General features: G+C 38.3%; 8 protein-coding genes. 2 read left to right on the forward strand and 6 right to left on the reverse strand.

Annotated elements, in window-relative coordinates; translation table 11 throughout:
• Positions 1 to 907: ABC transporter permease (locus tag E1140_RS13505; protein WP_155184697.1), on the forward strand; the 907-nt coding region annotated here is incomplete at its 5' end.
• A gap of 51 nt (positions 908 to 958) precedes the next feature.
• Positions 959 to 1735, forward strand: a complete 777-nt coding sequence (locus E1140_RS13510) for a hypothetical protein (protein ID WP_155184673.1) — start codon at positions 959 to 961, stop codon at positions 1733 to 1735.
• A 66-nt stretch (positions 1736 to 1801) separates the two neighbouring features.
• Here the strand turns inward: E1140_RS13510 and E1140_RS13515 are convergent, their stop codons facing one another.
• The 6 genes from E1140_RS13515 to E1140_RS13540 form a co-directional block, all read right to left on the reverse strand.
• Complete coding sequence (locus E1140_RS13515; RefSeq protein WP_155184676.1) at positions 1802 to 8623, reverse strand: T9SS type A sorting domain-containing protein; 6822 nt, start codon at positions 8621 to 8623, stop codon at positions 1802 to 1804.
• A gap of 18 nt (positions 8624 to 8641) precedes the next feature.
• The gene (locus tag E1140_RS13520; protein ID WP_155184679.1) at positions 8642 to 9874 is read right to left on the reverse strand and encodes a hypothetical protein; all 1233 of its coding nucleotides are present in this window, start codon (positions 9872 to 9874) and stop codon (positions 8642 to 8644) included.
• Between the two features lies 1 nt (position 9875).
• Positions 9876 to 10964, reverse strand: coding sequence for an outer membrane beta-barrel protein (locus E1140_RS13525; protein WP_185153589.1), 1089 nt, complete (start codon positions 10962 to 10964; stop codon positions 9876 to 9878).
• Positions 10927 to 14079: an nSTAND1 domain-containing NTPase gene (locus E1140_RS13530; RefSeq protein ID WP_155184688.1), complete on the reverse strand. Its 3153-nt coding sequence runs from the start codon at positions 14077 to 14079 to the stop codon at positions 10927 to 10929. The genes E1140_RS13525 and E1140_RS13530 overlap by 38 nt, the downstream gene beginning before the upstream one ends.
• Before the next feature lie 4 nt (positions 14080 to 14083).
• Positions 14084 to 15535 carry a DUF4062 domain-containing protein gene (locus tag E1140_RS13535; RefSeq protein WP_155184691.1) on the reverse strand — a complete coding sequence of 484 codons (1452 nt, stop codon included), beginning with the start codon at positions 15533 to 15535 and terminating at the stop codon, positions 14084 to 14086.
• Positions 15536 to 15565: 30 nt separating this feature from the next.
• A partial coding sequence (locus E1140_RS13540) for a cyclic nucleotide-binding domain-containing protein (RefSeq protein WP_155184694.1) occupies positions 15566 to 17017 on the reverse strand: 1452 nt, incomplete at its 5' end.

Raw genomic sequence — 17017 nt, forward strand, 5'->3', positions numbered from 1 at the left:
AGCTGAGATTAAATATAAGTCTAAAAAGACTAATCCAAATGTTTGGGTTAAAGGCGCTAATGAAGAATATGTAGCCTTGGAAGGTTTGAATATAGAGAAAGGTAGAAATTTTTCTACAATAGAAATTCAATACGGAACCAACGTAGCGATTGTTGGTGTAGATGTTGTTGAATCAATTTTTGAAGATAATGAAGACCCCCTCAATAAAGAGATATCATTATTGGGGAGTAAATATTTAATTATCGGACTTTTGGAAGAACGTGGTCAGCTTGGTGGAGGCGGAGGCCCCGATAACTCGATAATTATACCTGTACTAAATGCCAGTAGATTGTCTTCATCCAGAGTTTTGAGGTATGGAATTACTATTGGCATCAATGACCCTTCCCAAATGGAAATGGCAATGGGTGAAGCTACCGCAATTATGCGTAAGATACGTCAAGATAGATTGGGGGAACCTAATTCATTTGAACTGGCGAAAAGTGAATCATTAGCAGAGAGGTTAGAACAAATTACAGGAGTTATGAGAATGGGTGGATTTGGTATTGGCTTTATAACATTACTTGGCGCTTGTATCGCATTGATGAATATTATGCTTGTTTCTGTTACTGAAAGAACGCGGGAAGTGGGAGTTAGAAAGGCACTTGGCGCTACACCACTAAGAATCCGTCAACAATTTATAATTGAGGCCATTGTAGTATGCATAATGGGAGGTGTTGCTGGTGTGTTGCTTGGCATTGGCATCGGTAATCTTATTTCTTCTGTAATCGGCATTGAAGGGTTTGTTGTGCCTTGGTTGTGGGTTACTGTAGGCTTGGTGGTTTGTATTGTTGTGGGTCTGATTTCAGGATACTATCCTGCTAATAAAGCTGCAAAATTGGACCCGATCGAGTCGCTTAGGTTTGAATAGTAAACTGTTTAGTTTTTCAATAGTTAAATTATTGCGTAATTAGACCTCATGATGTTTAGGGGTTTAGCCGTTCTATTTTTTGCAGTATTTTCTAAAACTCTTGTAGCAGGTGAAATTGTGCTATCTGGAGCATATCAGGGGAAAGACCTGTATGTTCAAAACCCTTTTAATTCGAAAACCTCTACTTTCTGTACAAATGCAGTCTATGTTAATGACAGGTTAGTTCTGGATAAACCTCAAGCCTCAGCATTTAGGATAGACCTTTCTTTTTTACCCAATAATGCTCTTGTCGTTATTAGAATACTTTTTCAGGATAACTGTGAGCCAGGAATTGTAAACCCTCAAGTACTTAAGGCTCCACAATCTTTCCAGTTCTTAACGGCTCAGGCAGATAACAATTCTATAACCTGGACGGCTAAAGGAGATAAAAATGGCATTTATTATTTAGAGCATAAGTGGGAAAAGGAAGATTGGACTGTGGTAGATACAGTGGAGGTGATCAGCACTTTTGAGCAAAATAAGTATGCGGTAGAGCCATCTCACATAAAAGGAGATAATAGCTATAGGGTGAAATACATAAACAGTAATAATGAAGAGTTTTATTCGGTTGAGTTTATGTTTACTGCAGCTGACAACTATATTACATTCTACCCTAAAATAGCCACATCACAACTCAAACTTTCAGACTCCTGCCACTTTGAAGTAATGGATTTCTTTGGTAAGGTGGTTAAAAAAGGGGAGGGAAGAGATGTCATATTAGTTGATCTGAAACCTGGCAAGTACTATCTCAATATTCAAAACAGAAAGGAAGTATTTATAAAAAGATAATATTGAAACTACATTAAACAAGAAAGGCTCAGAACATTCAGAGCCTTTCTTGTTGGTGATCAGTAACTACCTATCACTATGTGTTATAATCAATCGCTTCCTCAGAACTTTATCATCATTTGACACCTGAATATGATACATACCTGATGCAAAATCGTGAGTGCTTAATGTCAAGCTTGTCTCTTCAATGGTCTTATCAAACACCAGTTTACCAAAGTTGTCATAGATTTTTAACGTGCCGTTGCGCAGGTTCTGATTAAACAAAATAGTTACCTGATCATTGGCAGGGTTAGGGTATAAATCGAATGCTTTATTAGCAAGCTCGTTAAGAGATGTTACAACTGGTGGCAATTCACTCAAGTTATTAACTGCAGCTTGGTAGACTATACCGGTATCTTCATTTTGAATAAATACTATAATGGCACTTAATGCTGGGTCAAGCGGCTCATTGATTTTCGTTTCCAGGTTAATATTAAATGTTTCGCCCTGCCCGATGGCTAGTCCGTTGTTCAATTTTGTGCCGGCAGCATTTGGCAACATTTTGATCATTTTATAAATAAACTCAGCTGAATTGACATCCTTTTCGGCTAGTACAACATGCACAATTGAATTATCATCAGTTATCGGTGCGTCTGCAGTAACCACTATATTAACTTGTAGGTCTTGCTCAACTATAGATGTACCTGAAACTATGCTAAAAGGCGATGTTACCAAGGTTTTTTGACTGAATAGAATATCACCCCATCCACTTGATATAAGGGAGGGTTCTCCTTCTCCATCGATAAGCGTTGTAGGAGAATTGGTCACACCATAATATGCCACTCTACTGTTATTGTCAGCCTTGTTGGCTTCATTTCTCGCATCTTCCTGAGGGAAATCTGTTCTGTATTCTAATTTGATTATTTCACTTGAATTAGCTCCAAAAGCCCTAACATAATTATCAGCAGCTGTTGGAGTCGCTTCATTAGTAAAATGTTCCATTAAAACAATTTTATTTCGATCTTCAATTCTCACATCTTTAAATGCAAAGCCTTCTAGCTCTGTATCACCATTCGATCCAAAAGCAATTCTTAGTCTTACATTATCTCTTGGCTCGGGTATTACATCAAGAGCATGTCTGGCGTTATTCCATTCTGTATCCCCAGCTCTTGACCACCCAAAGAGGTTTTGTCCACCAGGATTGCCTGTGATACCAGATTGATTATACCAGTTCAATCCCGTTGAAAGTCCATTTTGAACGGAACCTAAAGTTTGCCAGCTAAATCCACCATCAGTTGAGTATTGCAATACAGCACCATCGGATTCTCTTTGAGTATCTGACCAATAATCTAAGGAAACAACAGGTCTGTCTATTGCGGATAAATCAAAGCAGGGGCTATTAACAAAAGATTGATCATTTGATAGATAACTGCCTGCAAGGTTAGTTCCCCATGCTAATTCTGAGGCTGCTATTATTGATCCAGATGGTTGACCAAACTCCCATGTAGAATTATTGTTTAGATCTTCTGTTTTCCAAAATCCATCTTCCCCATTTAGCTGAACCATAGCATATGGTGATTCAGTAGATGCATTGACATTTTTTAGAATGGAAAGTTCTCGAACTTCATCATCAGGGCAAGCGCCTTGAGCCGTTTGAGACTTGCCTAATAATCTTACCGTATAGGTGCCATCTGTTTCGTATTGATGGATTGGATTGGCATAAGTTCCGGTAGTTTTACCCCCATGTGTGCCGGGTGGAATGGGGTCAGTACTTATACCTTCTGCAAGCACATCACCATCTCCAAACTCCCATGAGTATGAAGCAAGAAATGCATTGTTTGATGAAGTTCCAACAAATTCTGTTAGTTCACCCTGACATACTTTTGAAAAATCAAAAGATGCTTCTGGTATTCCACCAATAGTTACAAATTGATCCGTACTGTCAATACAAGTCAGGGGTAATAAAGAATTACCTTCAAGAATTAGTTTTACATAATATTGATTAGGATTTGGATATTGATGCGTTATTTGGCTTAAATCATCTACACTTCCTGTTTCAATAGTATTGTCGCCCAAAATCCATGTGATATTTTCCGCATTCGAATTATTTAAGGATTGAAACACCACTTCATCACCATCACATTGGGGTGGCGCATTAAAGCTTGCTTGTGGACTAGGTAATATGTCGATATTTTTGGTGATTGTACTCGTACAGCCTGTGCCCGTGGTTAATACATATTCAAGCTCTAAAATACCACCATCAGGGCTTCTATCAAGGGTGTAGCTTTCTCCATTCACAAGTGTTGTACCAATCCCGTTTATTGTAAATACACCTCCTGGGGGACTCATAGTTAGTGTTCTTGCCCCGGAATTGGCACAGAATGTTTCCCCATCATCTACCCCAGAAATATTGACAGGTATTATTGGTGCGACAGTAAATTGTTCTATTTGTGTATTTATACAACTTGTTTTTACTGGATCATTAGTTGTATAGATGACTCTGATAGTAGGTGTACTTAATTCAGATGCGCCAGCATCAACTGCTAATTGAAAAATTGCAGCTGGGTCAAATGTATATTGATTATCATTATCGGAATCTATTAAAACATTTGGTAGGGCAGGTTGTCTTACATAATAGATTTCATAACTTCCTGAGGGATTTGCTCCATCTAGATTTACAGGATCATCCTCAAAGCAAAAATCCGATTTAGTACCATATGTAAATGATGCTGGTGGCAATGGGCGAACCTGATATGTTCTGGTATCTATATTTTGACAGCCTTGTGCATTTGTATAAGTCACAGTAACGGTGAAGTCTTGAGGTGTGGTCAATGTTGTACCCAGTTCAACCTCTCTTTGTGAGAATGCTTGATTCGGATCGAATGTGCCTGTTCCTGCAGCTCCATTTGTTACACCAAGTCCTGTGTATACAACATTTGTTGTTTGTGTGGACGTTAATGTTATTGGAGCTTCATCATAACAAAACACGGTTGAATTAGAAGGGGTACTACCATTAAAAAATATGTCTGGTAATTCTAACACATTAATGTTTATTTCAAATGATCCAAAACATGGGTCTCCTGAGCTTCCATCCGTACCCGGATCTAATTCAAACCTAATAGTATGAGCACCTAAACCAGCATTTAAAGGGTTAAATATTGCTTTGGGTCCAGTTCCATCCAAATCCACCAGCCCTTCTGATGAAGAAGATACAGTTGCTTCGACTCCATCAATATAAAATTTACCACCATTATTGCTAGCAGTGAGCTCATATTCTTCGTTGATGTTACAGAATTGTAGTGGGTTTACTATATCTGATTCTAACCCTGAAAAATTAACTACTGGTACCTGGTTAACTCTTACGAATTGACCACTTGTATAGAATCCTGATCTAAAGCCACCGTCATTAACGTGAAAATAATTTCCGTTGTCATAATCGGTATTGGTTACATCTTGCCAAGCAGAAGGAGAGAAATTAGGTGTATTTCCTGTATTAGATGCCAATAATGATTTATAAACTCTGGTATTTCCAGGAGAAACAGTATACTGAACTAAAGTCCCAAGGCCATAATAATATCCTACATTCCAATTACTTAGGATATAAGCAATATCTCCTGGATTTATAAATTCTATATATGTGGCTGGATATAAATAAGAGCATGTTGGGCAATTATTATAATCAGGGTTAGTCCTCATTCCATAGTAATTAAAGTTCGTAGCTGCTAGAGTTGGACTAGGGTAGGTAGATCCAAGTTTAATTATTGTTGCTGAACCAACATTACCTTGATAATAACCTTCATAATAATTTCTAATCATGCCCTTCCATTCAACTTTTAAGAAATCAGGTATTAGAGTCCAATTGGCAGGGTCCAAATTAGGAGTGGTAAAAGAAAAAAATGAGCTTTTAGCTTGATAAACATCATTAAGATACCTTACCCTTTGACCGTTAGTATAGTTATTTGCAACCCAGGTGGCTGGGAAATAATAAAAACGGGTTGAGTTATTCCAGCTGTTTACTCTATTCAGCGCATTAGTTTCTGCTGCTGCATCAGCAGATAGAATTATTCCATTACCTGTTGGATACTCATCACTACAATATTCTGCAGATACATTCGTAAATGTCTGATTTGATAAGTTGAATGTTGCTATCTGCTCATTGGTTACGGTACACCCATTACCATCTGTAACAGAGTAGTAAATTGGGATGCTTTGCGGTAATGGCTGGTTGTCATCATAAGCAACTGAAGGATCAAATTGATAGAAGTTAGCTCCAGATTGAACTACTCCAACACCTGAAAAGGTTCCACCACTTGGGTTAGCAGTTAAGTCCTGAGGCTCTCCATTAGGCGCAAAATTACTCGATGTCGGTGCGGTTAAGTTTAATTCAACAGGCGGTCTAATATCTAAGCTTTTTATGGCTGTATTTGAGCAACCATTGACATCAGTTATTTCTACCTGGAATTGAAGACTTTGTATGGAATTCGTATTATTGGTAACAGAAATAGTTGGATTGGCAGTTGAAGGTATGGATACAGGATCAATTGTCACTGGCCCACCAGTTAATTCTGTCCAAGAATATGTATATGCTCCTGGAACGGATGGGTTTGAAAGGGTAGGAGATCCCCCCAGTTGAAATGTTTCATCATTGCAATACGTCTCACCATTAGCACCTGCATCAGCTGTAAGAGATGGGTTAACTGTAAAAGTTACAGGAACACCATCACTTTCACAAGTTGTAGTTTGAGTTACATAAACTGTATAAGTACCAGCTGTAGCTGAACTAAGACCTAATTGTGTGGCAGATGGATTCGCATTACCAGCGGCACTACCGATTGGTGTACTTAAGGAAGCATCGCTATACCATGTCAAGTTAGAGGTACCACTTCCTACTGTTACACTAAAACCAGCTAAATTTTCACCCTCACAAGCCTCAAAGGGCGTAGGAGATGTGGTGATTGCACTTGGTGTTGTAGGAGCTGCACCACTATTAATAATAGCATGTATAAGATTGTCTGCAACTTCATTGGCATTCATTGTAGCTGTGCCACCCGTGCGTATAATATCTGTAGTTACCTCTGAACCATCTGAGCTTAACTTTAGACCACTAATAACAATTCTATCAGTTGATACATTTGATGCATCATCAAATGTATAGGTAATTGTGAATGAAGTAAATGAAACACTTATGTCGATGCCGTTGATGTCATTACCATTGCTAATTGATTCGAAAGTTGCCGAACCTATACCAGGTTCAAAGACAAACCCCGAGTTAGGATCCAAACCATAAATTATGGTACCAGCTGTAGAGAAATCATCAGGAGCTGATTCTTCGATAATAATGTCTCCAAGAGTACGCGAGGGTGAATTGGCGCAAACATTTAAGGCAGCTGGGGGTGTTACTGTAGTTCCTGCAATTGTAAAATCCCATGTTGTCGGGTCTGATATTCCTCCAAAAGCAACGCCTCCCGGAGTGTTTTCTAATACATCATCACCAATTAACACGTAATAATTTGTCCCTTCTACAAATGAATATCCAGATACATCAATAGTTACTTGGTTAGTTGAGGCAACTATAAGTCCGCTATTTTTGTCAATTGGTAATACTTGGTTATCATTCTCATCATATAAAACAATTCTATCTGTATCATCAGATATTCCGCCTGTTGCTTTTGCTATATTGTCATCAAATGTAAGCGTCAAAGTAGCTAAACTTGCGGCTGCTAAACCATTATCAGCTGGGTCATATACTGTAATCACAGGTGGGGTGAGGTCAACCGCAGCTGCATTGTCTACAATACCCCCGGAAGACCATTGATCTCCTCTTCTAGCAAATATTTCAAAATGGTAGGTTGTTCCGTTATTTAAGCCAGTAACTGTAACACTTGTACCAGTACCATTGTAAACCGCAAAATCCCCACTGCCAAAATCGTGGCCAGAAGTGTAATTAGCATTCCCAGTATAAGTTGTAGAAGTGGCAGGTGTTACGTTTACTGCATTATTTACACTTGCCACAACTAATACTTCGTCATAGCATGTTGGCGGGTTTGTCCAAGTAAGGTCTATTTCTCCGTCAGATGGGGCAGCAGATAAACCAGAGGCATTTGATACAGCACTGGCTGATGAATTATTAAATGTGACATCTGTTGAGTAGGAGGTTGGACCATCCTGTGCATTGAATATCAAAAAATGATAATCTGTATTAATGGTTAATCCAGTTATATCAATCGTTTCTCCTGAACCGTTGTAAATGCAGAAAGCAGCAGCATCATTTTCATAAGGATCTCCATCCCCAAATATTGGATCTGCCGTAATACCTGTGGGAGCTGCAGAAGGGGTACCAACTGTGATAGCCGATCCTTCCTTAGCAAAAACTACAACATTGTATGCAGTTGCAGGATTAGTCCAGCTAACTGTACCTTCATCAATACATGTTGATGTGAATGACTCATTTGAAACTGGATTGGGTCGGGGTGTACCACTTGCGTCAACTCCAGCTGACCATTCTGTACCATCACCACCTCTAGCAAATATTTTGAAATTATAGATTGTACTATTTGCTAGTCCAGTCACCGTAACTCCTGTACCAGTGCCTATATAAACAACAAACTCTAAAGGTTCTGCAGGTGTGCCAGAGCCAAAATCGGCATCGGCTGTATAGGCACTGCCATCACCTGAAGGCACATGTGTTATTGCACCTGAACTAGCTATAATCATAACCTCATCAAAAGCCCCTGGATTTGTCCAGGATAGGTTTAATTCAGAATCATCTGACACAACCGGATCAAAAGTTGGGTCTGCAGGTGGAGCTGCAAAAGCCAGACTATAACCAAAAAGTAAAGCAATTAGTATCAGCCTTTGTGATAACAGGCCAAGACTTCTTTTAAGTTTATTAGTATTGAATTTTGTCATTATCGCAACTATAGAATTCTATTCAATTAATTTCCCTTTATTATTTGTTTTTATCATCAGGGCTACCGCAGAACCCTGAAAGTCATTTTTTCCAGTGATAACAAAACCACCATCTGAAGACTGTATGATTGAATACCCAACTTCATCTCCGCTACCTCCTATAATACTTTCCCAAATCGGGTTACCCTGGGCATCTATCTTAAGTAGGTAAATATCTTTACCCCCATTACCAATTTCAGTAGTAGTTGAAATAGAGCCCATTAAAACTACACCTCCATCTGAAGTGCCGACAAGTGAATTGCCTTCATCATTACCCCTTAATTCTATTCCAGTAAGTGTGTTGGATATTAATTGGTATGATGTTTCATTAATTTCCCCAATTCTATTCACTCGAATGTAAAACATATCTGAATTGCCATTCTCATTGGTATTACCAGTGACACCGTAACCAGAAAGTATAGGCTGTACATCAGTTGCAAAATACTGCTGAGTACTGTTTTGACCGTAACTGTCATTATTGATATTTTCTGAGTTAGAAAAGGTTATTGGAATAGAAAAACTGGCTGCATCTACTTGATTATTATCCTCTTCATCATATCTCACTGTTGTTGAAACCCATGCAATTCTGCCATCAGCACCATAATGAATGTTTTTACCTACTTCATAATTTCCTTCATCAAGACTGTAGTATTGAACCCAGTTTTGATTCAAATTAAGATCAAATCCTGCCAAAACCATTTCATCCTGATCCTCCTCGTTTTCTCTTGTACCGATAACAGCAATCTCATCGGTATCACTTTTGGCTAGCGAAACACCGTGATAATCTCTAGGATCGTCTCCTAAATCACCAATAGTAGCGGTTGCAGTAATATTGCCTTGAAGATCAGTTTTCATCAAAAGAATTTTAGTAACGTTCTCATCATTACCTTGTCTTTCTATACTATCTCCAACAATCAAGTAACCGTCATCAAGTACTATGAAGTCCTGGCCATTGGAGTCTACAAATAATTGACTCCACTGCGTGTTGCCATTTCTATCAACTTTATTAATAGTGGTGTATTCTAAAGTGTCTGATAACGCTGTGCCAATTATTAGATAGCCATCAGAAACTTCAGAAGTTGAATACCCTGTACTATTTAAGCTGCTACCAAATACTTTGATGAATGTATTTCGCTCTTCTGGTTCAACATCACTTGGAGTATTGCAGCTAAAAAATATGATAAGCATCAAAGCTGATATAGAAAATTTCATATTACTCTCTAAGTTTTTTTGGTTTATATATATCTACCAGGTATCCAACTGAAAATTCAGCAGTTACAATTGAAAAGTTATTGTAGTTTCCAAAGTAGTCAAATATATATTCTGGTGCTACATCAAGAATTTCATCTGAATTAGACAAGTTTGCTAGACCATATTTGAATCTGAATTCAGCAAATAATACTCCATTACTAAATTTTGATTTGATTCCTATGCCAGCACTGGCGTAGTAGTTTAGTTTATTTCTAGCCTCCAATATATCTATTGTATTTTCTTTTACTGGCTGCTCATTCAATACTTCTCTGGTGGCAGTTACCTGATTTGTTATTAAATAATCAACTCCGCCACCAATTGAAATGTATGGATTCAGTTTTGATTTAATAGGATTGACCTGCAACATGGTTTGAAAGCCTGCCCAATTTTGACTTTCAAGAAGGATGTTGTTCGAAGCTACATTGCCATCAATGTTATAATATAGGTTAGAAGTACTTTCGAAGTTTACTATTGAAAAACCAAGCTCAGAGTTTAAGGTCAATAGGTTGTTGATTGGCACATCAGCTACCACGCCCAATAGAAAACCTAACTTCGGTCCATATTCGATGTCATTACCACTAGTTTCAATATTCAAGTTATTCAGTCCCCCAGTTGACACGAGGTTAGCAGAGCTAAAATTAGCACCCATTTTTCCACCAATTCTAAAAATAGGATTTGTCCTAAAGGTATTGTAGAGATTGATAAGTTCTGCTGGATCAGCTTCCGGATTGATTGCGAAGTTATGATTGTCTTTCAGCAGTGCAAGCATAGTCTCGTCTGCTTTTTCAGTCTCGTCTAGATAGATATATGATAAAATTAATAGCCTATAAGCCTCAGTTCTTTCTTGTGAAGTAAAACCTTTCTTTAAGCAAGCTTCAAGCAGCCCTTCCATCTCATGAATCAACCCCTGGTCGAATTTCGTTCTTGCAGTTCGTAAGGTTTGTGTACATGCCGTCTGTGCATTAGATTCTAAAGCACCCAAGGTAATGATAGCAAGGAAAAGCAGAAGTAATTTATTGACCTTTATCATATTGGTCACATGTTTTTTCATAGTCAATTTCTGTTTTCGCAACATAAGTTTCCCACTCATCCTGATTTAGGTTTCTGTCTATTTTCCCACATATCTTGTCGGCCATTACTTCAATATTGGTTGGCCATGCTCGAACTACCTGCTCTTTAGTTCCTGCTAGTATTTGACTGTTATCAGGACTGAAAGCGACAGTAAATACCCAATCTGGGTGATCTTGTAATTTGATAGGCTGAGCGGTAAGATTTTCTCTATTCCAAAGCCTTACCGTCTTATCTCTTGATGCAGAAGCCAAAAACCTACCGTCAGTACTAAAAATCAAATCCTCAATAGGAGAACTATGTCCTACCAATCTTGTAGCACTTTGATTTCCAAAAAGTTTGAACAACTTAATCAATCCACTTTCATCACCAAGGGCTACCATATTATCTCCACTAATGGCAATATTTAAGAGTTTTGTATTATTGTTATAAATTTTGGACTCTTTAAAACCGGCTTTTACATCATATAAATAAACTCCACCATCATTTCCTGCGCCTATTATATAATTTCCATCATCTGATAAGGCAATATCATTGAGCCTTTTCGAAGGGGAGGCAACTACACTGGTTGTATTAAAGTCAGATTTCTGTATCGACTTTCCACCATTGTCCAGAGCATAGAAATTCTTGTCGTCTGGTGTAATAATCAAATTCCAAACTTCACCTTTAAATCCAGTCACTTGAGATCGAACGTGCGATTGTGTATCAAACACCTCAATGAAAGTTGATCCTGCAGTTTTTGGATATTCGCCACCGGCTATTAACCTCTTATTATCTGAAGTTACATCAATAGAACGAGTTAGATGGTTTGCTCTCTGATTTACAATGGTATCGGCCACCCTGTTAACACCGTTCAATGTCCAACCTAGTATTTTACCCTGTGTATCAGCGGTGAAAATTTCATCTCCCGTGGTGGAGGATGCTACTGCTCTAATACCTTTATCATGCCCTCCAAGACTTTCTACTAATGGATCCTCTAAATCTTTAATCGCGTAATAAAGCCCATCATAGATGTCATTATCATACTTGTCTCCGCCATTTTCGGAATTGAAAATATAGGCCTGTTGAGCCAAAAGCCCTTTAAGCACTTTCTGCTCTACTCTTAATTGAGTAGATTTTATAGCCATAGCTTTAGCTATAGCGAGCAACCTTAACCTATCAGCGCGCTCTTTTGCTATTTGAGCCTCTAAACGTCTTTGCTGGGCTATCTTTTCACTTGCCTCAGCTTTTTCTTGTGCAATTCTTGCCTCCTCAGCGCTTTCTTGTGCTGCTTTTTCTCCTGCTTCAGCACGTTCTCTTTGTTGCTGTGCTTCTATTAGGGCATTATTTGCAATATCACGTTGCTCTAAAGCTTCAGCTTCAGCTTTTCTTGCAGCGGCCTCCTTTTCCTTTGCAATATCTGCTTGTCTTTCGGCTTCTTTAGCATTTGTTGCTGCTAATTCTGCATTTTGTGTAGCTAATTTTTCATTAGCGACAGCCTCTAATCTTGCCTGTTCAGCAAGAGTTTGTTGATAAAATGCAAAAATTAAGAAACCTAAAGATATAACTGTAGCTGCGGCCAATACTAACGCAATAATACGGGCATTACGGAGCCTTCTTTTCGCCTGAAGTTCCTTTATCCTTTGTTCTGTCTCAAATTCTTTTTTGGAGTACTCCAAAAAGATCATTGTCCGCTCAAAAGCTGGGTGGTACCGCTGTCCCCATACAAGTGTAGGGCGGTGTTTTGCCTGCCAGTTGAGCGCTAACTGCAAATCTGGTGGTCTCCAGAGTCCTGCTTTACCGACCTGATACATGGCAGCTGCTTCGGATAATCGTAAATACATTTGCACCGCATCAGCCTCATCATCCACCCAGTTTTTTAACCTTATCCAAATACGCATCAAACTTTCATGCGAAATGTCAATCATAGACTTTGCATTGAGTTTTACGGTATGGGCGGGAGTAAGAAGTGATCTTGTAGGGTCTCTGAATTTATCTATTACGGCAATTACTTCTTCTTCGCTAACGTCTGCTATAGCGGCAATTTCTCCAAGTCGAGTAGGACGCCTTATTCCGAAATTTTCACCTCGTTTTTCAGTGATAGCTTTAAATAGAGACTCACATATGAGCTTTTGGTCATCAGTAAGCTCATCATAGGCCTCATTAGCGTGCATTGATAGTGCTTCAGCCATTGTACCAATAGCCTCATAGTGCTTAATATCCAATGGCTCTTCATCATAGTCACGATACTTTGACCAATAAGACCATGTACGCATTAAAGCATGTTGAAGAATTGGAAGCTGATCAGTGCTATCACCTAAATCGTTTAATAATTGCTGCGTGAGACGCTGTGCTATTTGTGCCTGACCTACTGCAACTGGACCTTCAATAGCTCTACGCTTTTGATCCCGCGTCATTTGCGGAATCAGATAATGACTATCATTAATTTTTTTGGTTAAGTCAGGAAACTGAGCACAATCTCCAATAAAGTCAGAACGCATAGTGATGGCCACGTAGATTGGCACATCAGCATAATTCATTGCTTCGATCAGCAGATTTACAAAAGCTAGAGTTTCATTGACTGATCCAGAATCTTCGCTGTCCTTAAATCTGAATAGCTCTTCAAACTGATCAACAAGTATGAGGTAGTTTTTGTCCTGTGATCTACGCGATTGCAAAACAGCCTCAACAAGACCCAAAGAGCTACTTCTTAACAGCGTAGTTATGATGGTCTTCTTTATCTTCTTATCCTCATCATCTGAGTCAAGGTATGAGTTGTCTTTAGCTATAAGTGATTCGGCAAGATTATCTATAGGGCCAGCGCCAGGTCTTGTAACAACAACTTCCCAATTAGGGCTAGTGTTGGTTAAAAAACCTCCATACAGAATTGGTAGTACTCCACAATATATAAAAGATGACTTACCACTACCAGATGGACCAATAACGCCAACAAATCTATGTTTGGATAATTTGAGAAGGACTTCATCACTTTGACCTTCCCGACCAAAGAACAAATGACTCTCTTCAATTTTAAATGGTCTTAGCCCTGGAAACGGATTATCTACAGTGACTTTCTCACTGTGCGATGGACCACCAATATCTTCTAAGACTTCACTCATGGCATTACTCTTTAATTTCTTCTAAAAACCCTTTCAGCGATTCTAGTGCCTCTTTATTGTCACCATCTATTACTGTAACATTATAATTTTTATAAGCACTAATATCCAATTTATCTTCTCTATTACTAATAATTGCTTTACCAGTAATTGGTTTTCTTCTGCCAAATCCTGGAGCTTTTAGTAAGTCGAGCAATTTCATTCTAACCCATTGGTTATTAACATTTCCTTGGAAGATGATTGCGGCATCAAATGCTCGAAGGTTGTTGATGTGCTGTTGTCTTAGCTCTAGCAAGTCACCCTCAAAGGCAGGAAGCAACACTTTGTAACCTGCTTTTTCTATATGCTTTTTAAATGGTAAAACCTCTTTCGCATCAACTTTGTCATGCAATAAGTAAATAGATGCTTTACCATTGTCAGCAATAGCTCCAGCTTTTCCTAGTTTTTTGTCAATTCCAACTTCAATGAGCTCTTCACGAATTATATTCTTAAAGTCTTCTAAAGCCGTCTGTAATATTTCTGTACCTTCAGAAGAAGCCAGATCTCTTTTGATATTTTCAATGAAAGCAACTTGTTTTTCACTAGCCTGGTTAAGTTGATTGGAAATCCAAATTAACCTTGAAAACTTAGTTTTGTCTTTTAAACTTGCACTGCGCTGGGCGGCAATTTGATTTTGAAGATCAACTACAGACTTATCGCTGCCTTCTGGAATGTCTCCATATGAACTTCCTATTAAATGAATTGAAAGGCTACATTCTTCCAGCTCTTTATCAATTTCCTTTTTAAGGCTGTCTACATCTTGTGGTAAGGTTTTGTCAGGTAGTACTTTATATCCATGACGCTGTAGCTCTCTTTTAATAATATTTCTCTGTATTGATAGGTCATGGCCAGTTTCAGCCAGGTAAATGCACCTTCTCTCGTATATATGTTTTACTTCTCCTTTTTTCTCTAATTCATTAAGGGATATTAATGACTCATGGATGTCGTAGGCAAGATCAACCATTTTCATCCAGAAGCTACGCTCAGCTTCTGGGCTAAAGAAATCCTTATAATCCTCTATATCCCCAGTGTCTTCATCAAAGTCATAAAGGTCATATCCTATGAGTTCTTTTAGCTTAGCTGGTTGCTCTTCAATACTTACTGGTCGTTTTAATATCTTGAATACCCTTGTAGTATCTGATTGCTTAATAGTTCCATAAAAAGATTCTACTGTATCTAGTGATTCTCCTGATGCAACAAAGGAAGGGGAGAGTACGGGCACTAAAATGGCCACTTTTTTCAGGTTACCACCAGTAATTGAGTCATGCTCTGACTTCAGCATTATATTAGGTTTGCTTCCTAATACCTGAACTAACATAAGTTCTAGGAAATGCTTAAACTCCTGAACCCAACCACGATCAGTATCAGATTGGTTGTCTTCATTGGAATAAGTGATCAAAACATCAATTTCGAAAGCCATATACTATATTTTATTACGTTGGTTTATTTTTTATAAGGTTTCTTTAATTAAACTATTTTCAATGTTTTTAATGAAACCTTGAGCCAATTCATGATGGTTCGCCATGACATTATAAAAGTCATACACTGAAATATGGAAAACTACAGAATCACCAAATGATTCTATTGTGTCTGCTTCACTCTTGTTTTCAAGGTTGAAAAGGTTTCCAAATACTTCTCCTTTTTTTAACCTAGTAATTTCCGTACTTCCTTCCTTTAGAAAAACTTCACCTTCTGCTATCACATAAATCCTCTCTTCGTCCTCCGTCTGGGGTATTTTAATCACCTCGTTACCTTTAAGATTTACATTTGCCATCTTGTCAACAAGATCGCAAAGCAGTAGCCCTTTTATGTTTTTGAAAAATGGCACTGTTTTTAAAAACATAACCATTTCTATACCCATATAATAACCATCCGCTAAGCCTTCTTGCAGTTTGTTTTTCTCTACGGTATCATTTAGTAGCTTTCTAACCTCTGGCTTAAGTCTTTCACTTATATCATCAAATATATGCTGGTCTTTATAATACATGACCCATGCAGCCACCTCTTGCAGAAAGGAGTCATTGTTAAACAGCTGCGCTATAAGTCCACGGCTAATTCTAAATTCTTTTACAAAAGCCAGGCAATGAATAGTACATGCTTTTGTCCATCTGTTAACTTGATTGTAATTTTTATTAAGCAAGTAATTTAGTACTTGTACTATGTTATAATTTTCCCTAGGAAAAAAACCTTGCAGTTGGATAATCTTTTCGCTGATTGAAATATCATCTATAAGAGGAAATAACTTGGGCTTCAATTCCTGATCTACGAACAAGTCACAAAGTTCAATGGCGAACGCTATACCTTCTGAAGTACCTGATTCAATATTTTCTCTCACTAATTGTACTGACTGCGGATCGTAGAGAATTGACATATACATGTATATTGTATCGTAATTTTCATTGATCTCCTCTTTAATGGCATCTCTGAGGTACTTGAAGTGCTCTTGCTTTGGTATTTCAGTTAAGGCCGCTAGATTCCAAAGCGCTTTACCTATTTCATTTTCCAGTAGATTGGTAAGGCTGGATATTTGTCTTTCATTAGCCTGATAGTTGAAATACCTGAATGAAAGCAAAATCTGTCTTACAATTCGTCTGTCAGGGTGTTCAATCTTGTTCCAAAGTAAATCCACGGCTTTTTCACCACCAATCCGTCCAATGATTTGAACAATCTTTAATCTGGCGTGATCTGTTTGTCCAGATTTGTGAAATGATGTTTCAAGTGTAAATAGCGCAGCTTCACCAGACTCTACTAGTGCTGACGCTGCTGCGTTGCTATAGGTAGGTGAGTTAAGCATTTCAACAAGTACCCCCCAAGTTTCCGGCCTTTTGACTTTTCTGGCAGTTATAACTGCTTCCATTCTCACTTTTGGGTCGATGTCACGAAGAAGTTCAAGGAGGATGAA

The sequence above is a fragment of the Fulvivirga lutimaris genome, from assembly GCF_009711525.1.
GTDB classification, from domain to species: domain Bacteria; phylum Bacteroidota; class Bacteroidia; order Cytophagales; family Cyclobacteriaceae; genus Fulvivirga; species Fulvivirga lutimaris.

Coding starts and splice junctions, on each gene's coding strand:
- E1140_RS13510 (WP_155184673.1), top strand. CDS start 959: ATGTTTAGGGGTTTAGCCGTTCTATTTTTTGCAGTATTTTCTAAAACT.
- E1140_RS13515 (WP_155184676.1), bottom strand. CDS start 8,623: ATGACAAAATTCAATACTAATAAACTTAAAAGAAGTCTTGGCCTGTTA.
- E1140_RS13520 (WP_155184679.1), bottom strand. CDS start 9,874: ATGAAATTTTCTATATCAGCTTTGATGCTTATCATATTTTTTAGCTGC.
- E1140_RS13525 (WP_185153589.1), bottom strand. CDS start 10,964: ATGAAAAAACATGTGACCAATATGATAAAGGTCAATAAATTACTTCTG.
- E1140_RS13530 (WP_155184688.1), bottom strand. CDS start 14,079: ATGAGTGAAGTCTTAGAAGATATTGGTGGTCCATCGCACAGTGAGAAA.
- E1140_RS13535 (WP_155184691.1), bottom strand. CDS start 15,535: ATGGCTTTCGAAATTGATGTTTTGATCACTTATTCCAATGAAGACAAC.